Here is a 20563-nt window from a genome sequence, read left to right as displayed (position 1 = left end):
TACCATACCAGATGGGCCGCGATTCCGGCAATTTCCGGTAGAAATCAGACGCGCGGCATCGTGCTTTCGTCGTCCAGAGAAAAAATAATATTTCGCGTGGCCATATAGCGAGCCACCCACCAGGTCGTGACGAATCCGATTGTCAGACCGGCGACCACATCCGTGGGGTAGTGCGCCCCGGCTGCGAGCCTGCTTATTCCGAAGAGAATGCAGATCATAACGGTAAGGATGCGCCAGCGCGGCAGGAATATCCAGAGCGAAACCATCATGACGCCAGCCATCATGGAATGGCCGGAAGGGAAGCTTTCATAGAGGAACTGGCCCTTGAAAGGCGAGAAATAGGCTGCGCCGACGTCATCGAGCAGGAACGGGCGTGCCCGGCCAATCGCGAGCTTGCCGATTTCGACCGGCACACTTGCGACGATGATCGAGGTCAGGATGAGCGTTGCCCAGCCGTGGAGCTTCACCAGCCACGCTCTGGCGCCGGAACGCAATTTCGGTGAGAGCAGTATCGCCGTGGCGAGCCATACGACGATGCCGATTGCAAGCCATACGACGGTGCGAATCGCATCCGTTACCGTCCGCAGGAGCTGCATGATGAAATTGGTGCTTTGCGCGGTCACGCGAATGATGTCCGCATCCCACAGATGCAGCACGAGAATGATGAAGGGCAGAAGCACGACGATTGCTGTCATTTCCAGCGTCCACGAGGACGGCGCGCCCTTATAGGCCGGACGCAGAAGAGCTTGAAGGAGTTCCAGCGCTGCGCGAAAGGGATAAAGAAAAGTGCTTCCCGTGCCTGACGCCGCCATACTGAAATGTCCTTTCACAAGCTTATTACGCAACAAATGGCACGCGAGGTTGCATCCGGAACGCGCGCATCCTATCCAAGTATTCAAAATTTCCGCCGCAGACGGAATCGCAGATCTTTTTGCCGCAGCCGACCTTGATGCGACCCGGCAGAATCCTCTCTTTCGAGAATCGGCAGGCGAGAATCAGCGGGATAGCATGCAACATGGTCTGGAGGCATTTTCGTGACTAAGCAGCAGGTCAAGACAGAGAAGCTGGGTATAAACACGCGTCTCGCCCACGACGGTTATCAGCCGCGCGACTATCATGGCTTCGTGAACCCACCCGTTGTCCGTGCCTCAACCGTGCTTTTCCCCGATGCGGAAACAATGGCGACCGGCGGCCAGAAATACACCTACGGCACGCGCGGCACGCCGACCAGCGATGCCCTTTGCGCCGCGATCAACGCGCTGGAAGGTTCGGCGGGCACGATCTGCGTCCCGTCCGGCCTTGCCGCCGTCACGGTTCCGCTTCTCGCTTTCCTGTCGCCCGGCGACCATGCGCTGTTCGTCGATTCGATCTACAATCCGACCCGCCATTTCGCCGATACGATCCTCAAGCGCTTGGGCGTGGATGTCGAATATTACGATCCGGAGATCGGGTCCGGCATCGCGAAGTTGATGCGTGCGAACACCAAGGTCGTGTTCACGGAATCGCCCGCCTCGAACACGTTCGAGATGCAGGATATCCCCGCTATCGTCGAAGAGGCGCACAAGGGCGGCGCCATCGTCATGATGGACAATACATGGGCCACCGCGCTCTACTTCAAGGCGCTCGATTTCGGCGTGGATATTTCCATCCACGCCTCGACCAAGTATCCGTCCGGCCATTCCGATATTCTGTTCGGCACGGTATCGGCCAACGAAAAATGCTGGCCGCAGCTTCTGGAAACGCACGGAACGCTCGGTCTTTGCACTTCGGCTGACGACACCTACCAGATATTGCGCGGCATGCGCACCATGGGCGTGCGGCTGGAACAGCACCGCAAGAACGCGCTGGAAATCGCGCGCTGGCTTGAAGGCCATCCGGCGGTTGACCGCGTGCTGCATCCAGCGCTGGAAAGCCATCCCGGCCATGAAATCTGGAAACGGGACTTTTCCGGCTCCTCCGGCATTTTCTCCATCGTGCTTGCCGGCGGCGGGCAGAAGGAAGCCCATGCCTTCCTCGATGCGCTGGAGATTTTCGGCCTTGGCTATTCCTGGGGCGGCTATGAAAGCCTCGCGGTTCATGTCCGCCTCAATGACCGGACCATCGCCAGGGGCGACTATCCGGGACCGGTGATCCGCCTGCAGATCGGTCTGGAAGACGTGCCGGATCTCATTGCCGATCTCGAAAAAGGTTTCGCGGCAATTTGATACCGAGGCACTGAGATACTCAATCGCCGCAGGGGCTTAACAAAAGCGCGATGAGTCAGGCTCATCGCGTTTTGTCTATGCGGGCTTTGCAGCGGTTGCCTTGCGCGACTGTGCGCGCGCCGTCTTGCCCGCTGCCTTCAGCGGCTTCGGCTTTGTTTCCGACAGCCCTTCAACGACGGCCTCAATCATGGTGCAGGCGACGAAATCCGCCTGCATCTCCTCCCGCAATGCCTCCCGGTCGACAGATCGTGCTTCGTTCGGCTCATGCCACAGCACCACGCCTACCCTCACAGCGGGTTGCAGCCGCCGCAGACGGCGCACCGCAAACCGGGCGTGACGCGCCGCCTGCCGGTCCAGAAAACAGATCATCAGCGTATCCCTGCCGGAAATATCCAGCGCCTTCAATCTGGCGGGAGTGAGCGCATCATGCGCGACCGCCTCTGCCGAGGCGCCCTGCACGGCAAGCACCTGCGCCAGCATGACCGCCGCCGTGTCATCGAGCCCCCTTCGCCCGCCGAAGGTCAGGAGCGACCGACCTTCGCCGGAAGGAAGCTCCAGATCGGTTTTGCTGCCATCGCCATCAGGATTTTCAATCGCGATCTCTTCATCGTCGCCCTCCTCCTCGGTTGCAATCTGCTCCAGATTGGCCACCAGCGTCTTCGTGCTTTCAGTGACGATCTGCAACTGCTGCTCTGTCAGCACGCTGCGAAGCCGGTCGCGCTCCGCCATCAGAAGTGCGGGAACAGCAACCGAGCCGTAGAACTCGACCAGATATTTCTGTTCCAGCATTTCCTCGGCATTGTCAGTGGCTTCATCCGGGTCGCCTGCAAGGAGGCGTTGATAGAGGCGTTCCTTCGGGTCAAGCACAGGCTCGTTGCCGAAGAGGATTTCCAGGAACTCGAATTTCGGTACATGGCGGCCCAGCACCACGAGGCAGACCGTCAGAGGCGTCGACAGAACGAGCCCGACCGGCCCCCACAGCCACGCCCAGAAAATGGCCGACACGATGATGGCAAGCGGCGACAGGCCGGTGCGTGAACCATAAAGCCACGGCTCGATCACGTTGTTTATAAGAAGCTCGATGACGACGAACAGCCCGATCGTCCAGAGAAGCAGGTTCCAGCCGGGCGCCACGGCAAAGGCAAGGAACAGCGGCAAGATGGCCGCGATGACCGGGCCGATATAGGGCACGAACCGCAAGACGATTGCCAGCATTCCCCACAGGGCCGCGTTGGGGATGCCGAGAATCCAGAGACCGAAGGCGAGAGGCACACCATAGGTTATATTCACCACGAGCTGCGTCAGCAGATATTGGCCGACCCGCTTTCCCGCATCCTGCAAGGCTTCGGTCGTTCGATGAAGATCGCCGTAACCCACCAGCCTTATGAAGCGGTCGCGCAGTTCCTCCCTTTCGAGCAGCATGAAAATCACCACGACAACGACGAGACCCGTCGTCGCCAGCGGTCCGATAAGCGGTTCGATGATGCTCCTAAGCGTTTCCACCGGATGGCGTGGTGCGAATATCTGGACAAGGAGCGGCTTTTCCTCGGGCTCATCGGAAGGGAGCGCCTGCGTTTTCTGTTCCGGCCGGTTGATTTCCGTGCCTATGCGCTCGGCGAAGCTGTTCAGCCTGTCGAAGAAACTGTTGTCGGAACCCGCTTCCTTGAGTGTCCTGATCTTCTCGATGATGTTGTACTGATAGTATGTAACATTCTGCGCGACTTCGGAAACCTGGAAGGCAACCACGGCGCTGAAAACGGCCACGATCAGGAAGCCGCCCGCCACGCTGGTAATCACCGCGAACAGGCGCGGAAGGCCCGCCCGGCGCAGAAAGGCGACGATCGGCGCCAGCGCGAATGTCAGCAACACCGCGATGGCAAGCGGCAGAAACACATCCTTTGCAAAGTAAAGGATGGCGACGGTGACCGCCATTGCTGCCAGGGTGGGCAGACGCGGCGGCGCCGACGTGATCGGCCGCACGGCAGAATCCGGATTGTCGATATTTTCCATGAACCCCTCTTTTGCCGCTTTATGACTTTCGGCTTGTCAGCCGGGTAACTGCAAAAGGCGCGTTCGGTTCCATAGAACGAGGGAACATATAATAAATTTAATTAGCGGGTACTAATAATAATATTACGCGGAATAAATTGCCTGCAATGGAAGTCAATATTAATATAATTCAAATACAGAAATCGGCCAGATTGAAGCATCTGCAGGAAGTTATGGGGGATACCGTGTCGTTAAAGGCAGCAACGAGCTTAATCAGTCGCAACTTATGGAAAGCTCTGCTTACTCTACTATTGGTAGCGGCTTCTTCATTCGCACACGCCCAGCAAACGCCGAGGCCTGTTCAGGTGGGTGTGTATGTAAGCGAGCCTTTCGTCAACAAGGAAGGCGATTCCTACTCCGGCATGGCCATCGACATCTGGCACGATATCGCCACGCGGATGAATCTTGCTTCGCAATATGTGGAATATCCCAACTATGGGGAGCTGGTGAAAGCTGTTTCCGAAGGCAAGGTTGAAGCAGCCGTCACCAATCTCACAATCACGGAGAGCCGGGCTGAAATCATCGATTTCACGCATCCATGGTTCGATGCGGGCCTGCGCATCATGATCCACACCCAGGCGGGCAGCGGCTGGGACGATCTGATCAATCGCCTGGATGATGCCGGGCATCTGGCGACCTATGCGTGGATATTGTTCATCCTCCTCGCCGCTACGGTGGTGCTGACGATTTTCGACCGGCGTTTTGATGAAGGTTTTCCAAAGCGGTGGCGCGAGGGGCTTGCGGAGAGCTTCTACCACGTCGTTTCCATTGCCACTTCGGGCAAAACCTCGCGCAAAAACCTGTTCGGCTGGGTGGGACGCGTCTGGCAGACATTCTGGATGGTGTTCGGCATTGCGATCATCGCCTATGTGACTTCATCGGTTACCAGCGTCATGACGGTCGCCCATATCGACAACAGCATTTCCAGCCTGTCGGACCTGCAAGGGAAATCCGTGGGCGTGCGCGCGGGCAGTGTCGCGGAGCAGTTCCTGAAATCACGCTCCATCGCGACCGTGCCTTTCGATCACCTGCCTGAAGCCGTCGGCGCGCTCGTGAACGACGAGATTGCGGCAATCGTCGGCGACGGTCCGGTCCTCGACTATTATGCCCATCAGCATGCCGACCAGCCTATCGATCTCGTCGGCAATGTGTTCAGTCCGGACAAATATGGCTTCGCCTTCCCGCGCCAGAGCGAACTTGTCAAACCGGCGAGCGTGGCGATCATCAGTGCCCATGAGAATGAGGAAATCCCCAAGCTGAAAGCCAAATATTTCGGCCCCGAGAACTGATGCGCAGACGCAAAAAAGGCGGCCAGTGGCCGCCTTTTTCATTTCCGCCAGTGATTTACCGACCCGCGACGATCGACGAAATGATGCCGGTTGCGATGCCGATCAGCAGGTAATCGTTGTTGACCTTGACCCAGTGATAACCACGCGGCGGCTGGCGCAGCTTGTAGCGCGAATAGTTGTTCACGACGTGACCGCGATAGTTCGGCGGCAGGCGGTTGCCCTTCCTCCAGCTCTGATGACGGCGGTCGTCATATCTGCGCGCATCATATTTCGGGCCGCCCTTGTGCATCTGGCCGTGAGACGGCTTGCCGTGATGCGACGGATAAGACTGTGCCATCGCAGCAGGCGCGGCGAGAAATGAAAGGGCAGTGAGAGCAATAACGATCCGCTTCATATCGGCTTTCCTTTGTTACATTCGATGGGAGGACAATGCGCCCGCCAATGTGAATGCCAAGTGAATGCGCCCATTAAATTAATTTAATGATTTCATCGGCCTGGCACAAAGCAGCAGCCCCGCATTTCCCATCCGTGCAAAATGCGCTAGGTAAAGCCCGAATACATGCGCACCCGCAAGGGCAAGGCTCAGAGGACTGGATCATGATGAACTGGGTTTTCATTCTGCAAGGCGTTATCGCGTTCGGACTGGCCGCATTGGCCATCGCGGTCATCCTGCGCCATCGCCGCCACTGACGCCGGTTCGCACCGCTATATTTTTGCCTGGACCTTGCCGGTCCGACGCAACCGAATTTGAGATCGATCGTTCATACATGGTCTGGTATTTTTTCTGGAGGAGATGGGGATGCGGAAAGTAGCACTTGGGCTGGTTGCCCTTCTGGCCATAACGGGCTGCACCACTACGGAAAAGGATCTTTCCATCGGCACGGGCGCCGGGGCCATCATCGGCGGCATTGCCGGTGGCGGACGCGGCGCCTTGATCGGCGCCGGTGCGGGTGCGCTGGGCGGCCTGCTGGTGCGTGAACTGCGCAACGGCAATTGCCAGTATCGCGACCGTCATGGCCGCATCTATGTGGCGCGCTGCCGGCGATAATCCCCAAACCGTGCAAGGTTGTCGAAAGCGCCGGTTCTCCGGCGCTTTTGCTTTCGGGGATTGCGGCCCGCCTGCCCTCGCTGGAACCTTCCCGCGCCGATGGCGTTTTACTGGAAATAACGACAGGGAGAACTCCGATGAAGCTTGCTCTCAAAGCCGCCCTTGTTGCCCTGGGCGTGTTTGCGGCGGGCGCAGCGCAGGCGGCGAACGCCATTTCCACCACCAATCTCAATATCCGCACCGGCCCCGGCACGCGCTATGCGACGCTGGGCTCCATCCCGAGCGGAGCGCCCGTGACGGTGCGCGGCTGCACAGCCGGCTACGGCTGGTGTCAGGTGAGCTATGGCCCGACCTTTGGCTGGGCCTCGTCACGCTATCTCGCGTTCAGGGAAGGAACTTCCGGCGGATATTCCGATGATTTCGGTCGAACCGCTGCGTTGATCGGCATTCCGCTGATCGCCGGCCTTGCCATAGGCTCGGCCCTCAATGATCGTGACGATTACTGGTATCGCGACCGTCGCTATTACCGGAACAGACATTGGGATCGTCGCGACTGGCGTGACCGCCCGCGCTGGCATGGCAATCACGGGCCGCGCGTCTACCTGAGGCAGCGCGGACCGGACGGCCCGCACGGTCAGTGACTGACAATTCACGTAGAGACGGCAAACGCCGCGAAGCGAACCACTTCGCGGCGTCTGCGCGCAGTTTTGTCGAGTTTCGCGCTAAAACCTGCATTATCGGATTACGGAAAGCGTCGCCCTCGACAGGTGCCGCAGGGAAGCGATCAAGCAAATAATTGATGAGGCGAAGATGGCGATCCCGGCAGGATTCGAACCTGCGACCTACGGCTTAGAAGGCCGGTGCTCTATCCAGCTGAGCTACGGGACCTGATCTTTCGATTAAGATCGAAGATATTCAATGAATGCAAGGCTTTGATGGCAAAGCCCTGCCGAACTAACCTATTGCCGGGCCTGATGCAATTGTCAGGCCATACAGGCAATCAGTGCGTCCAGGGCATCGTCCGGTCGAACCGGAAATTGTCAGAATAGGAAACCTTGCGGCGCTTCTGCTCGTTCGGCTCGAAAACGCGATAGGCGATGCCATTGCGCTTCGCATAATCGACGGCTTCCTCCCGGGTGGCGAAGAAAAGACGAATCTGGCTCTTCATATCGCCGGAAGACGTGTAGCCCATCAAAGGCTCGACCATGCGCGGGCTTTCCGGCTCATATTCCAGAAGCCACTGGTCTGTCTTGGCCTGACCGGACTGCATGGCAGTCTTAGCTGGACGGTAAATACGTGCAACCATTTGAAGAACCCTGAACTGCTTTGCTCCGCCGGGGAGCTGAAAATCCACCAAGGCAATAGTTTACACGTGAATGCATGTCAACGCGATAAAGACGCACGCCACAGCCTCTGCCGGGGCATCCAAAGTGTCGACCATTTAAACCTTGGGGAAGATGGTCGGAGCGGCAGGATTCGAACCTGCGACCCCCTGATCCCAAATCAGGTGCGCTACCAGACTGCGCTACGCTCCGTCGCTTTCAAGCGGGTGCGGCTTCACTAGATAATCAAACGAGATAAAGCAAGAGGCAAAATTGTCAGATTGCGCTTTTTCCCTTCAATCCGAACAGGATGGCGGGAAGAGCGGGTTTTCGCAGTATTTCGCTCGCCGCCCTCGACGTCCCGCCAGCATGAGCGCAACCTCCGGCAGCAGAAACCGGGTCGCTTGCAACGGATAAAGCCATTCTCCGTCCGAAAGTAGCAGAATCACCGAATTGACAGCGCTGGTAAAGTAAGCTTACCAATTATCTGCCTACATAAATTAGCAACGCACCACATGACTGCCGTTCGGGGAGAGAATGGCCGTTCATTGCATAACCGTCGGCGAAATTGCGGCGGCGTATTTCATGTCAAGGAAAGGAACGCATATCCAGGAAGGGAGGACTGATGCCCTGGAATCAAGTTTATGACCCTTTGGGAAGCATGTTCTTGTCGACATTGCTTGCCGCCTTGCCGATTGTCGTCCTGCTGGGCGGTATCGGCTTCTTTCACATCAAGGCGCATACCGCAGCCATACTTGGTCTTCTTACAGCGCTTGTGATTGCAGTTGTCGGCTTCGGGATGCCCGCCGACATGGCAGGCGCCACTGCCGTTTACGGTGCCGCCTACGGACTTCTGCCCATTGGCTGGATCATTCTCAACGTCATCTTTCTTTATCGGCTGACAGAACAGACCGGCCAGTTCAACATCCTGCGCGATTCCATTGCGGGCATCACGCCGGACCGCCGTCTCCAGCTTCTCTTTATCGCCTTTTCGTTCGGCGCCTTTTTTGAAGGTGCCGCGGGTTTCGGCACGCCTGTCGCTGTGACTGCCGCGATGCTGATGGGACTGGGTTTTGCGCCCCTGCCCGCAGCAGGGCTTTCGCTCATCGCCAACACCGCGCCGGTCGCCTATGGCGCGCTTGGAACGCCGGTCATCGCGCTTTCGGCGGTGACGGGGATAGACTTGATGCAGCTGTCGGGGATGATCGGGCGTCAGCTCCCGTTCTTCTCCGTCCTCGTGCCTTTCTGGCTGATCTGGGCCTTTGCCGGGCGCAAGGGCATGCTGGAAGTCTGGCCTGCGCTGCTGGTGGCGGGCGTGGCCTTCGCCATTCCGCAATATCTGGTCTCCAATTTCCACGGGCCATGGCTGGTGGATGTGGTGGCTGCGATCTGTTCGATGGCAGCGCTGGCGGGGTTCCTGCGGGTCTGGCAGCCGAAGCGGATATGGACGTCGACGGGACAGGAAGGCGAAGTGGATGCAGGCCCCATGCCCGCACCGCCGAAACATTCCACCGGAACCGTTTTCCGGGCATGGACCCCGTGGCTTATCCTTTCGGTGTTCGTGTTCCTCTGGGGCACGCCGCAGTTCCGGACATGGCTCGATTCGCTGTGGGTGTGGAAAATGCCGATCCCCTATCTGCATAACATGGTGTTCAAGGTTCCGCCGGTGGTGGCCGAAGCGCATTCGGAGGCCGCGATCTATACGCTCAACCTGCTTTCGGCCACCGGCACCGGCATCCTTCTCTCGGCAGTGGTGGGCGGGCTGGTGCTGGGCTTCAACCCGCTCCGGCTGCTGAAGGAATATGGCAGGACGGCCTATGTGGTCCGCTTCTCGCTGATCACGATCTCGGCCATGCTCGCGCTCGGCTATGTCACGCGCTTTTCGGGAACCGACGCGACGCTCGGGCTCGCCTTCGCGCAGACCGGCTGGGTCTATCCGTTCTTCGGTGCGATGCTCGGCTGGCTCGGCGTGGCGCTGACGGGCTCCGACACGGCATCGAATGTGCTGTTCGGCGGCTTGCAGAAGATCACGGCGGAACAGCTCGGCCTGTCACCCGTCCTGATGGCTGCGGCAAACTCGTCCGGCGGCGTGATGGGCAAGATGATCGACGCGCAGTCCATCGTCGTCGCCTCCACCGCAACGCAGTGGTACGGGCATGAATCGAAGATCCTGCGCTATGTGTTCTTCCATTCCGTGGCGCTTGCCGCCCTCGTCGGCCTTCTGGTGATGGCACAGGCCTACCTGCCGCCATTTACCTCCATGGTCCCGACAGAAACACTGCCGGCCATCACGCATTGACGTGATCGACCGGAAGGCAGACCCACGCGAGCCCCCGCTTGCGTGGGTTTTGTTTTGAGAAAGTTCCTTCCGGAACCAAACCCCACGCGCTGGCGTTCTCACTTCACTACCAACCAGCTGGAGACTGAATGTGAACAGAAACGGGCTTTATCTGATTATTGGCGCGCTGATCGTCGTGGCCGCAGGTCTGGCGATCTATGTCTATCGCGAAGAGACCAAACCCGCCGGGATCGAGATGAAAATCGGAGAAGGCGGCATTTCCATTCAGGAAAATTGAAATCGAATTCAAGTTATAAACATATAAACCGATTAAGATTTCAAGCGCTTACGCTTTGTGATGCAACGTTTTCGCCCTCGCCATGTTATTTGGGGCACCAGATAAAACGGAGGACCAAATGGGTATCCAGACTGTTTCCGATGAGCTTTATCGTCGTCATGAACGCGAATGGGCGGAGTTGCGCAACGCGGTTGAAGCAAGCGAAGCCAACCAACGGCAGCAGGAGAAGGCTTCCGGCCAGACCTCCTGCGATCATAAGACGTCTGGCCACCAGTAAGTCTTGCCACCCTGCCTCGAAACGCCGCGAAAGCGGCGTTTTTTGTTGCCGTCTCAGCGCTCGGGCAGCGCTGGGGCAGCGCTCGGGCAGCACCGGCGGCAAGCCCCGGTAACCAAATGCGAAGGAACAATTGGTAGCGTCTCCCCATCGCGATTCGAACAGGAGACAGACGATGGCTGCACGCAAACGCACCACCCGCTCGCCCAAGCGCTCCACCAAGCGTTCAGCCAAATCTTCGGGCTCGTCCACTCCCCTGCTCGCGCTGGCCGCCATTCTGGGTCTCGGTGCCTTCAGCCTCTGGGCGACGTCCCAGCACAAGAGCCCACAGGCTGCGATAACAGCGCTCTTCCAGCGCCCTGTGTCCAGGCCGGTTGCGCAGCCCGCCGCGAAAACGGAACCGAAGGCGACCGTCACCAGCAAGGCCCCTGAAAGCAAGTCACCGTCGAAGGATTATGGCGCTGCGGTCGGCCCGGTGCCACGCCCGTCCGCGCCCGTTGCGGCGCCCGCTCCGCAAAAGCCGGTGCAGCAGGCTGCAATCCAGACCGCCACCCCACCGCGCCCCGCAAATCAGGTCGTTGCGCCCCAGCCGCCCGCGGCTGCGTTGCGCTCAATGCCGCCGCGCGGCGTCAACACACCGGCAAGCTCGCCTTCGGTGATCTACGCCAAGGCGCGCCTCACCATCCACAAGAATGCCTGGGACAAGTCGCCATCCATCGGCGTCGTGGAAAAAGGCCGCGAGATGCGCTCTTATGGAAAGACCGGACGCTGGCATCGCGTGATCGTCCCGAAGACGAACATGATCGGCTGGGTGCATGAGGACCAGCTTATCGGCGGACGCAACAAGCCGGACAGCGCCAGCCTGATAACCGGCTCGATTGCCAAGAAGCAGCAAACCGCGACCGTAGCGCCGTCCAGACAGGCTCCGCGTCCAGCGCATTCCCGCATGGAGCCGCCAAAAGCTGTCGGCCAGAAGAATTGATCCAGAATGTTGGATCAGACCGCCTGCGCCATTGCTTCAAGCTGTCGGTCACCCGGCAGATAATCGAATCCTGCTTCAATCAGCGATGAAGTGTCCGCGACCAGATCGCCATAAAGCTGGTCGTAAAGCCCGCTTTTGCCCGCTGCCGAAAGCAGGAGCCGCATGACGACCGGCGGAACCGGCACAAGCCGCGAAGGCTTTCCCAAGGCAGCCCGCAGCTTCGTCACCAGTTCCTTCGTGGAACGTGGTTGTGGTTCAGCAAGGTGAAACACGCGCCCGGCAACCTTTTGCGCAGGCGCAACGCTTAGAAATGTCAGCGCGCGCGCGACATTCTCCAGCGACACAAAGCTGCGCCGGTTGTTTGCCAGACCGAAAGGCAGCGGCAATCCGCTGTCGCAGAGCCTTATCAGCGCTTTCAGGTTCGCCCGCGCTCTCGGGCCATAGACCAGAACCGGACGTGCGATGACGATCTCTATCCCGCTTAGTTCCCGCAGATCGGGTTTCGGCCCTGGCCTTGGCGCGCCCATAATCGTCACGCGGCTTCAGCGGCATGTCCGGCGTCAAGGGCGACGGGTTTCCCGCGACCGTATAGATCGTGGATACGAAAACGAAGCGCTTTACACCGGCCGCCTTTGCCCTGGCGGCAAGTTCCACCGCCAGCCGATGATTGACCGCATCGAATGTTGCGGCATCGGGACGTTCCGCGCCCGTCCGATGCGCGAGTGCCGCACAATGGACGACTGTTTCCACGCCTGAAAGGTCCGGACCGGACAGCGCGTTTCGGGACAGAGGCAGCACTTCGTGCCCCTCACCGGCCAACATTTGCGTCAGTGCGCTTCCGATGAAACCGCCTGCCCCTGTGACCGCTATCCTCATCCTCAGCGTTCCGGCTGTTCGCTGTCGGCCAGAACCTGTGCGGCGAGCGTGCGCGTGATGCGGCTTTTCTGCTCCAACGCCGCGCGGTCGAGCTTGTCGACGATGCGGATTGCAGACAGAAGCGAGCGCTCTATCCGGCTGACCAGGTAGGCGACGACATGGGGCTCCACGCTCACCTGCCGGTCAGCAAAGAGCTTGTGAATGACGCCTGAAAGCAGCAAGTCGTCCGGTTCGGCGATTTCCACGACGGTCGCAGCCTTGAGGCGCGACGCAAGATCGGGAAGCTTGACGTTCCAGTTCGCGGGCCACAGCCGTGAGGTCATGAGCAAGGAAGGTCCAATTCCCTGCGCCGCATTCTGCCGGACGCTGTTGATGAGGTGGAAAAGCCCCGTTTCATCGAAAGGCGTGGCGCCAATATCGTCGATCAGCACGGGATATTCGGCAGCGCCATTCACGGCTTCTTCGGTGATGCTGGAAGGGTCGACCAGAAGCGCGCCCGTTCCGGCCCGCCAGATTTCCGCCAGATGCGTCTTGCCCGAGCCGGTCGGTCCGGCAAGGATGGTGACGGGCGACAGCCAGTTCGGCCAGCGGTCGATGAGGTCGACGGCGGCCCGGTTGGAGCCCGTGACGATCAGGTCCTCCCGGTGGTAACCGGGCTGATGCTCAAGGTTCAACGGAATCTGGCGCGGTGCCTCACGCATCGCAGCCTCCTGCACATCCTGTTGTAACGCCCGGCCCGTCACGACCCAATTTCATTTCTCTCTGCCCGCACTCTCGCCCGCCTCGATCAGCGGCCCCGCATCCGGGTCCGGCTGATGGTAGGCAGGATCATACATCGGTGAGTGGAGATAGCTATTCAATGCGAACCGCACAAGCACCCCGACCGCCGCCGCGGCAGGCACCGCCACCAGCATTCCGGTGAAGCCGAACAGCGAGCCGAAGGCGAAAAGCGCAAACATGAGCCAGACCGGATGCAGGCCCACGGACGAGCCGACGAGCTTCGGCTGGAGGATGTTGCCTTCCACGAACTGGCCAAGGAAAAACACGCCCGCGACGGCGCAGATCATGATCCAGTCGGGCCAGAACTGGACCAGCGCCACGCCGATGGCGAGCGCCAGCCCGACAAAGGAGCCGATATAGGGAATAAAGCTGATGAGACCGGCGAAAAAGCCGATCAGCAGGCCGAAATTGAGCCCCGTCAGCGTAAGGCCGATGGCGTAATAGGTTCCAAGAATGAGGCAGAGCGTTCCCTGCCCGCGAATGAAACCGGCAACGGCGGCGTTCATCTCGCGTGCGATGCGGCGCACGGTGTGAAGCTGGCGGCGCGGTACCCATGAATCGATGCTCGAGACCATGCGGTCCCAGTCCAGAAGCATGTAGAATGCGACCACCGGTGTGACGACGAAAAGGCCCGCAATATCGATCAGCGATTTCCCCGAATTCCACAGGGACTGAAGCAAGGTCGAGAGGAAACCGGCGCCTTGCTGGAGCAGCGAGCTCAGATTCTGCTGAATGACGGAACTGTCAATGCCGATATATTTCTTCAGCCACTGCGAATCCTCATTCGCCAGAAGCGATTGCAGCTGGGTGATGTATTCGGGGATTTTGGAAATGAAATCCGCAAGCTGCGTTGCGAGGATCGGCACGACGATCATCAGGCCGAGGACCAGCGCCATCAGGAAGATGAGCAGGATGACGACCGTGGCGGCAAGCCGCGAAAGGCCGAGGCGCTCCAGCCGGTCCGCAACGGGATCGAGGAAGTAGGCCAGCGCCATCCCGGCCACGAAAGGCAGCAGGACGGAACTGAACACGACGAGAAACAGGACGAAGACCGCGACTGCGCCCACCCAGAACATCGCCTGACGGCGCACCGAAGAGCCGGTCAGCGCACCGACTTCCACATTGACGTGAATGTCGCCGTCGCGAACCTTCGCTTCCGATTGACGGATCGTTCGGCTGGCGGTGGTGCGCGTGGGTGTCGGTTTCTTGACCATGTGCGTCCATTTTAAAGGAAAACTGTTGGATAGAACCAGTCCTGATAGCAGAACGGCGTTACGGATGTCTTATTGCAGTCGCGGACAAGTTAGAACGGTTGCCGAGGATTGCAATGTCTGTGCGAAAGGCCTGACGAAACACAACCTTTCTGTCGGATGATGGGCAGCGCTTTACAATTTTAGTCGGAATTCTGCGCTGTTTCACTCTTTTCGGGCCTTGTGGCCTTGCAGGCAGCGCCGTCTCATGGCATTGCGCGCACATTCTCTGTTTATCGCATTTTTCCTGAGCAAAACCGTTATACGCTTTTGCCGAAAATGCATTAGACAACTGCGTGGATAAGCGCCCATTTCAGGAGCAGGCCATGACCATGGAAAACAAGCCCGCCAATAAGCCCGCCGACAAGTCTGCCGCCCATAATGGCCTGACCTATGCGCAGGCTGGCGTCGACATCGATGCCGGCAACCTGATGGTCGAGAAGATCAAGCCGCTCGTGCGTTCCACGCGGCGCCCCGGTGCGGACGGAGAGATCGGCGGCTTTGGCGGCCTGTTCGACCTCAAGGCCGCAGGCTTCAAGGACCCGGTGCTCGTTGCCGCCAATGACGGCGTCGGCACCAAGCTGAAGATCGCCATCGACGCCGACAAGCACGACACGGTGGGCATCGATCTGGTTGCCATGTGCGTCAACGATCTCGTTGTTCAGGGTGCCGAGCCACTTTTCTTCCTCGATTATTTTGCGACCGGCAAGCTTTCGCCGGACCAGGGCGTGGACATCGTTGCGGGCATTGCCGAAGGATGCCGTCAGGCCGGTTCTGCGCTGATCGGCGGTGAAACCGCTGAAATGCCGGGCATGTACCGCGACGGCGATTACGATCTTGCCGGTTTCGCGGTTGGCGCGGCTGAGCGCGACCGCCTGCTGCCGCGCGGCGACATTGCCGAAGGTGACGTCATTCTCGGTCTGGCTTCGTCCGGCGTTCATTCCAACGGATTTTCGCTGGTGCGCCGCATCGTCGAGCTTTCCGGCCTCGGCTGGAAGTCCGATGCGCCGTTCCAGCCGGGCGCGACGCTCGGTGAAGCGCTGCTCACCCCGACGCGTATCTATGTGAAGCCGCTTCTCGCCGCGATCCGCGCTTCGGACGGCATCAAGGCGCTGGCGCACATCACTGGCGGTGGTTTTCCCGACAATATTCCGCGCGTCCTGCCGGAAGGTCTTGCCGCCGAAATCGACCTTGCCTCCATTTCCGTTCCGCCAGTCTTCTCATGGCTTGCCAAAACCGGCGGCGTCGCGCCGAACGAAATGCTGCGCACCTTCAATTGCGGCGTCGGCATGATCGCTGTCGTGAAGCCTGAAAAGGTCGATGAAGTCGTGGCAGCGCTTGCCACCGAAGGCGAAAAGGTCGTCACGCTGGGCCAGATGGTCAAGCGCGAAAAGGATGGCGTCGTCTACAAGGGCCAGCTTGCGCTATGAGCCGCAAGCGGGTCGTCATCTTCATTTCGGGCGGCGGCTCCAACATGGAAGCGCTGATCCGCGCCGCGCAACCTGCGGATTTTCCAGCCGAAATAGTGGCCGTATTCTCCGACAAGGCAGAAGCTGGCGGTCTTGCCAGGGCGCAAGGCGCAGGCGTTGCGACGCAGGTCTTCAAGCGCAAGGATTACGCCTCGAAGGATGAGCATGAAGATGCCATTCTGGAAGCCCTTGCCGCGTTGCAGCCGGACATCATCTGCCTTGCCGGTTACATGCGCCTTCTGTCGGGCCGCTTCATCGCTCCCTATGAAGGCCGCATTCTCAACATTCACCCTTCCCTGCTGCCGCTCTTCCCCGGACTGCACACCCATCAGCGGGCGCTGGATGCGGGCATGAAAGTCGCAGGCTGCACCGTTCATCTGGTGACCGAGGGGATGGATGAGGGTCCAATCCTGGCGCAGGCCGCAGTGCCGGTGCGCGCCGGAGATGATGCTGAAACACTTGCAGCGCGCGTCCTCAAGGCCGAGCACCAGCTTTATGCCGCCGCCCTTCGCAAATTCGCCGCCGGAGAGGCAGGGGATCGGGCAGAGATTCAGGCAGATAGCGTAATTGTCAGCGTCTGATCCGCGGCAAAATCATCACACACGAAGTTTTTTGTTAACAAAACTTTAATTTCCCGCAAAAAGCTCTAATTCCCCCTCGTAACGGAACTTGCTTCGGCAAACCCCGTTAAGAGTCGTGGAAAGCGATTCTTTCAATATGTTTTCAGAAGAGGACAAAGACATGTCTCTCCGTTTCTCGACTTCCTTCCTTTCGGCAATGGCCGTGGTTTCCGGCCTTGCGGTTACGGCTCCAGCTCTCGCAGCCGACTTCGTAGCTCCTCCCGCTTCGGGTCGTACCCAGCCACGCTCGGAAGTCGGTATGCTGTCCTGCGACATCTCCCCGGCTATCGGCGTAATCATCGGCAGCCAGCAGGATGTGGATTGCGTATTCCGGCCTGCCCGCGGTCGCGGCCCGATTGAGCATTACACCGGCACCATCACCAAGCTCGGCGTCGATGTCGGCTTCATCAATGGTGGCCGTGTCGCCTGGGCCGTATGGGCTCCGAGCGTTCGTCCGGAAGGCGCGCTTCAGGGCCGTTATGTCGGTGCTTCCGCCAATGCAGCCATCGGCGTCGGCTTCGGCACCAATATCCTGACGGGCGGTTCGTGGAAGACGATTTCGCTTCAGCCGATTTCGCTTCAGGGCCAGCGCGGCCTGAATGCCGCCGTGGGTGTTTCCAAGCTGAAACTGCGTTACGCCGGCTAACGGGCAGCGCGAATAAACAACAACGCCGGGGCGCATATATAGTTTATATATGCGCCCCGGCGTTGTTGGATTAATATTTATGCATTTATTTTGCGTATCCAGATCTTGGTATCGTGCACCGCAAGCCCGCCATAGGGAGCTGCCGGTTCGGCGCCGATCAGGATGTTGATCCCCTCGCCGCGCTCGAAGGTGGAATTGGGGAAAATGCCCTCGGAAACAACGACACCGCGTTTTTGCCCCGCGCGCAGCACGGCATAAAGCACCAGCTCGCCGCGATGATTGCCGATCTCGATGCGCTCGCCGTCCTCTATGCCAAGCTCTGCCGCATCGTCGGGATGGATCAGTAGTTCGGGCCGGATTTCCTTGGCAAGCGATGTCGGCGTCTCGGCAAAGGTCGAGTTCAGGAAATTATGGGCCGGTGAGGTCGTCATGCGGAATGGATGTTCGGAATCCGCCGTTTCAATCACTTCCCAATGGTCCGGAAATTCCGGAATGGAATGATGAGGCCCCTGAAGTCCCATGACTTCCGGCGGCTTGTTGGGCGAAGGGCTTCCCGTCCAGTCCGGGCGGAAGCGGAACTTGCCGTCCGGCCATTTGAAACCGTTGATATAATGCGCTTCCTCGAAGGGCGGTTGCAGATCGACAAACCGCTTTTCCTTCAATTCGTCGAAATGCGGCAGATCGCTATTGGCATTCATGTTGTCGATCAGCGTGCGCTCGTCCAGGTCGAAGCCCGGCAGATGCCCTACGCCAAGCCGTTTCGCCAGTTCGTTGATGACGAAGATGTTCGGACGCGCATCGGCAAGCGGCTCGATCAGCTTCGGCCCGAGCACGACATGCTGCTGCCCGCCGCCGCGATAGATATCGTCGTGTTCGAGGAATGTGGTCGCAGGCAGGACGACATCGGCCATCTTCGCCGTATCCGTCATGAACTGCTCATGCACGGCAACGAACAAATCCTCGCGCGCGAAGCCCTTGCGGACCAGCCGCTGTTCCGGCGTCACATTCATCGGATTGGTGTTCTGGATCAGCATGGCCATGACGGGCGGCCCGCCATAAAGCGCTTCCGGGTCACCGGTCAGGATGCGTCCGATCTTCGACTGGTCGAGAAAGCGGAGGCTCACATCCTGCATGGCGCGACCTTCGATCTCGCGCTTGTCCATCTTGAAGATGCCGGAATTGGAATGAAACGCCCCGCCGCCTTCATGAAGGAAAGCGCCCGTCACGCAGGCGATCGAAGCGGCAGCATGCATGTTGACCGCGCCATTGCGCTGGCGGGTGAAACCATAGCCGAGGCGGAAATAGGTTCGTTTGGTCTTGCCGACGAGATGAGCAAATGCCTCAATCTCTTCAACGGACAGGCCGGTGATCGCAGCCGCCCATTCCGGCGTGCGGGTCTGAAGATGCTTTTCAAGCCCCTTCGGATCGTCGGTATAACGCTCCAGATAATCCCAGTCAGCCAGACCGTCGCGGGAACAGCACATGCATGACCGCGCAGGCAAAGGCGCCATCGGTTCCCGGCTTCAGCACGATGCCCATATCCGCCTGCCGGACTGTCGCATTGGCATAAACGTCGATGACGACGATCTTGGCACCGCGTTCCTTGCGCGCGCGGACCGCATGGGTCATGACATTGACCTGCGTTGCGGCGGCATTGGTGCCCCAGATGACCACGACATCGGCCTTGGCCATTTCACGCGGATCGGGACCGGTCAGGCTGCCGGTTCCGGCGAAATAGCCGGTCCAAGCCATATTGGTGCAGAAACTGTCGAACTGGTTGGAATAACGCTTGGCAAAGCGCAGACGATTGATCGAGTCGCGCTGCACCAGCCCCATCGTGCCTGCATAATAATAGGGCCAGACGCTTTCGCTGCCATAATCCTGTTCGGCTTTCAAAAAACGCTCTGCGATGAGATCAAGGGCTGCTTCCCACGAAGCCTGCTTCCACTGCCCCTCACCTTTTGCACCGGCGCGAACCAGCGGGTGCTTCAGGCGGTCGGGGTGATGCACACGCTCCGCATAGCGCGCCACCTTGGCGCAGATGACGCCAGCGGTGTAGCTGTTGTCCTTTGCGCCGCGCACGCGCCCGATGGTGCGCTCGTCGAGAATTTCCACGTCGAGTGCGCAGGTTGACGGGCAATCATGCGGACAGGCCGAATGACCGATCTTGATATTCGAAATGGGAGCGTGCTGGTTCATACTACTTTATTAGCTCAAGCCACTTGCCGCAGAAACGAATTTCTGCCGGAAGATTGTAACTGTGACGAAATAAATTTTCACGACAGGCGCAATGAAATCGCGCCGAAGACAATAAGCCCGGCAGCTACAAAGCGCGGCAGGCCGACTTTTTCTTTCAGTACCACGAAGGAAATGAGCACGCCGAAGAGGATCGCCGTCTCCCGCAGTGCCGCCACGACGGCAATCGGGGCCATGGTCATCGCCCAGAGCGCCAGGCCATACGACCCCAATGTGCCCACCCCGCCGATCATGGCCGGTCGCCAGTGATTGCGCAGGTAATGGATGAAGCGGTCCGGCTCGCGATAGAATGCCCAGCCGGCAAGCGGTATGGCGTTCATCAGGAACAGCCACAGCGTATAGGAAATCGGCTCTCCCGAAACGCGGACGCCAAGGCCGTCGATGATCGTATAGCTGGCAATGAAACCGGCATTGGTGAGAGCCAGCAAGGCCGTGCGGCTTGAAGCACCGCGATTTCTGCGCCGGGCATCAAGCGCCATCGCCAGCACGCCGGAACAGATAAGGATGATGCCAAGCCAGCTTTGCCAGCCCATGATCTCGCCCACCAGAGGCGCGCTCACCAGCGCCACCAGCAAGGGCGGCGTGCCGCGCATGATCGGATAGGCTTCGCTCATGTCGCCGGATTTATAGGCCGCTGCCACCAGCGACATATAAAAGGTCTGCGTTACCGTCGACAGAAGCATGTAAATCCAGCTCGCCGGGTTCGGCAGCGGCAGAAAAGGCACGATGAAAAGAGCGATCAGCCCGGCAGCGCCGGTAACGCTGGCGGCGCTGAAGAACTTGTCTCCGCTCCCCTTTACGATTGCGTTCCAGCTCGCGTGGAGGAACGCGCCAAAGAGGACGATCAGAAGGACGCCACCAGACATTTCGGGACTCGACTCAGAGGATAAGGAGCAGATGTTGAAGGTTGTATGTCACATTT

18 protein-coding genes, 2 tRNA genes and 2 pseudogenes are annotated in these 20563 nt (G+C 59.3%); 11 read left to right on the top strand and 11 right to left on the bottom strand.

All coding sequences use genetic code 11. From position 1 onward, the window contains the following. Positions 1 to 44: 44 nt before the first annotated feature. On the bottom strand, positions 45 to 812 hold the full coding sequence (gene lpxE, locus OINT_RS03830) for a lipid A 1-phosphatase LpxE (protein ID WP_039852485.1): 768 nt from the start codon (positions 810 to 812) through the stop codon (positions 45 to 47). A 222-nt stretch (positions 813 to 1034) separates the two neighbouring features. On the opposite strand from lpxE, the gene OINT_RS03825 reads away from it, so the two are divergent. Further along, positions 1035 to 2204, top strand: a complete 1170-nt coding sequence (locus OINT_RS03825; protein ID WP_006466455.1) for a cystathionine beta-lyase — start codon at positions 1035 to 1037, stop codon at positions 2202 to 2204. 75 nt (positions 2205 to 2279) lie between these two features. Here the strand turns inward: OINT_RS03825 and OINT_RS03820 are convergent, their stop codons facing one another. Then, on the bottom strand, positions 2280 to 4214 hold the full coding sequence (locus tag OINT_RS03820) for an AI-2E family transporter (RefSeq protein WP_006466454.1): 1935 nt from the start codon (positions 4212 to 4214) through the stop codon (positions 2280 to 2282). A 344-nt stretch (positions 4215 to 4558) separates the two neighbouring features. On the opposite strand from OINT_RS03820, the gene OINT_RS03815 reads away from it, so the two are divergent. After that, the gene (locus OINT_RS03815) at positions 4559 to 5542 is read left to right on the top strand and encodes a transporter substrate-binding domain-containing protein (protein WP_050791011.1); all 984 of its coding nucleotides are present in this window, start codon (positions 4559 to 4561) and stop codon (positions 5540 to 5542) included. 55 nt (positions 5543 to 5597) lie between these two features. Here OINT_RS03815 and OINT_RS03810 read toward each other — a convergent pair whose 3' ends face one another. Then, the gene (locus OINT_RS03810) at positions 5598 to 5936 is read right to left on the bottom strand and encodes an RcnB family protein (protein WP_006466452.1); all 339 of its coding nucleotides are present in this window, start codon (positions 5934 to 5936) and stop codon (positions 5598 to 5600) included. Between the two features lie 405 nt (positions 5937 to 6341). Between OINT_RS03810 and OINT_RS03805 the strand changes: the two genes are divergently transcribed. Further along, positions 6342 to 6590: a YMGG-like glycine zipper-containing protein gene (locus OINT_RS03805; protein WP_021587819.1), complete on the top strand. Its 249-nt coding sequence runs from the start codon at positions 6342 to 6344 to the stop codon at positions 6588 to 6590. A 137-nt stretch (positions 6591 to 6727) separates the two neighbouring features. Then, complete coding sequence (locus tag OINT_RS03800) at positions 6728 to 7231, top strand: SH3 domain-containing protein (protein ID WP_006472428.1); 504 nt, start codon at positions 6728 to 6730, stop codon at positions 7229 to 7231. Positions 7232 to 7401: 170 nt separating this feature from the next. Here OINT_RS03800 and OINT_RS03795 read toward each other — a convergent pair. From OINT_RS03795 to OINT_RS03785, 3 genes are all read right to left on the bottom strand, one after another. Beyond that, a tRNA-Arg gene (locus OINT_RS03795) sits at positions 7402 to 7478 on the bottom strand. Positions 7479 to 7590: 112 nt separating this feature from the next. Further along, entirely contained in the window at positions 7591 to 7896 is a 306-nt protein-coding gene (locus tag OINT_RS03790) for an ETC complex I subunit (RefSeq protein WP_039852481.1), read from the bottom strand. A gap of 152 nt (positions 7897 to 8048) precedes the next feature. Next, positions 8049 to 8125: transfer RNA gene (locus tag OINT_RS03785), tRNA-Pro, on the bottom strand. Between the two features lie 412 nt (positions 8126 to 8537). On the opposite strand from OINT_RS03785, the gene OINT_RS03780 reads away from it, so the two are divergent. From OINT_RS03780 to OINT_RS03770, 4 genes are all read left to right on the top strand, one after another. After that, the gene (locus OINT_RS03780; RefSeq protein ID WP_039852479.1) at positions 8538 to 10211 is read left to right on the top strand and encodes an L-lactate permease; all 1674 of its coding nucleotides are present in this window, start codon (positions 8538 to 8540) and stop codon (positions 10209 to 10211) included. Positions 10212 to 10341: 130 nt separating this feature from the next. Beyond that, positions 10342 to 10488 carry a hypothetical protein gene (locus OINT_RS23360; RefSeq protein ID WP_006466447.1) on the top strand — a complete coding sequence of 49 codons (147 nt, stop codon included), beginning with the start codon at positions 10342 to 10344 and terminating at the stop codon, positions 10486 to 10488. A 118-nt stretch (positions 10489 to 10606) separates the two neighbouring features. Further along, the gene (locus tag OINT_RS23775) at positions 10607 to 10765 is read left to right on the top strand and encodes a hypothetical protein (RefSeq protein ID WP_006472432.1); all 159 of its coding nucleotides are present in this window, start codon (positions 10607 to 10609) and stop codon (positions 10763 to 10765) included. Between the two features lie 172 nt (positions 10766 to 10937). Next, entirely contained in the window at positions 10938 to 11744 is an 807-nt protein-coding gene (locus OINT_RS03770; RefSeq protein ID WP_039852477.1) for a hypothetical protein, read from the top strand. 14 nt (positions 11745 to 11758) lie between these two features. Here the strand turns inward: OINT_RS03770 and OINT_RS03765 are convergent. The 3 genes and pseudogenes from OINT_RS03765 to OINT_RS03755 form a co-directional block, all read right to left on the bottom strand. Next, positions 11759 to 12620, bottom strand: a pseudogene (locus OINT_RS03765) (NAD-dependent epimerase/dehydratase family protein). 2 nt (positions 12621 to 12622) lie between these two features. Beyond that, positions 12623 to 13321, bottom strand: a complete 699-nt coding sequence (gene hdaA / locus OINT_RS03760; protein WP_006472435.1) for a DnaA regulatory inactivator HdaA — start codon at positions 13319 to 13321, stop codon at positions 12623 to 12625. A gap of 51 nt (positions 13322 to 13372) precedes the next feature. Continuing rightward, complete coding sequence (locus OINT_RS03755; protein ID WP_006466441.1) at positions 13373 to 14614, bottom strand: AI-2E family transporter; 1242 nt, start codon at positions 14612 to 14614, stop codon at positions 13373 to 13375. A gap of 362 nt (positions 14615 to 14976) precedes the next feature. Here OINT_RS03755 and purM point away from each other — a divergent pair, with 362 nt between their 5' ends. The 3 genes from purM to OINT_RS03740 all read left to right on the top strand — a co-directional run bounded on the left by purM (position 14977) and on the right by OINT_RS03740 (position 17385). Next, positions 14977 to 16080 carry a phosphoribosylformylglycinamidine cyclo-ligase gene (gene purM, locus OINT_RS03750; protein ID WP_050790995.1) on the top strand — a complete coding sequence of 368 codons (1104 nt, stop codon included), beginning with the start codon at positions 14977 to 14979 and terminating at the stop codon, positions 16078 to 16080. Continuing rightward, complete coding sequence (gene purN / locus OINT_RS03745; protein WP_006466438.1) at positions 16077 to 16700, top strand: phosphoribosylglycinamide formyltransferase; 624 nt, start codon at positions 16077 to 16079, stop codon at positions 16698 to 16700. Before purM ends, purN begins: the two co-directional genes overlap by 4 nt. A 160-nt stretch (positions 16701 to 16860) precedes the next feature. Beyond that, positions 16861 to 17385, top strand: coding sequence for a DUF992 domain-containing protein (locus OINT_RS03740; RefSeq protein WP_039852914.1), 525 nt, complete (start codon positions 16861 to 16863; stop codon positions 17383 to 17385). A gap of 77 nt (positions 17386 to 17462) precedes the next feature. Here the strand turns inward: OINT_RS03740 and OINT_RS03735 are convergent. After that, positions 17463 to 19584: pseudogene (locus tag OINT_RS03735) on the bottom strand (molybdopterin oxidoreductase family protein). Positions 19585 to 19661: 77 nt separating this feature from the next. Beyond that, positions 19662 to 20507, bottom strand: coding sequence for a DMT family transporter (locus tag OINT_RS03730; protein ID WP_006466436.1), 846 nt, complete (start codon positions 20505 to 20507; stop codon positions 19662 to 19664). Positions 20508 to 20563: the final 56 nt, after the last annotated feature.

Source organism: Brucella intermedia LMG 3301 (genome assembly GCF_000182645.1).
Lineage (GTDB): Bacteria > Pseudomonadota > Alphaproteobacteria > Rhizobiales > Rhizobiaceae > Brucella > Brucella intermedia.
Note: the sequence above shows the minus strand (reverse complement) of the source record. Positions and strands in the feature narration are given on the sequence as shown.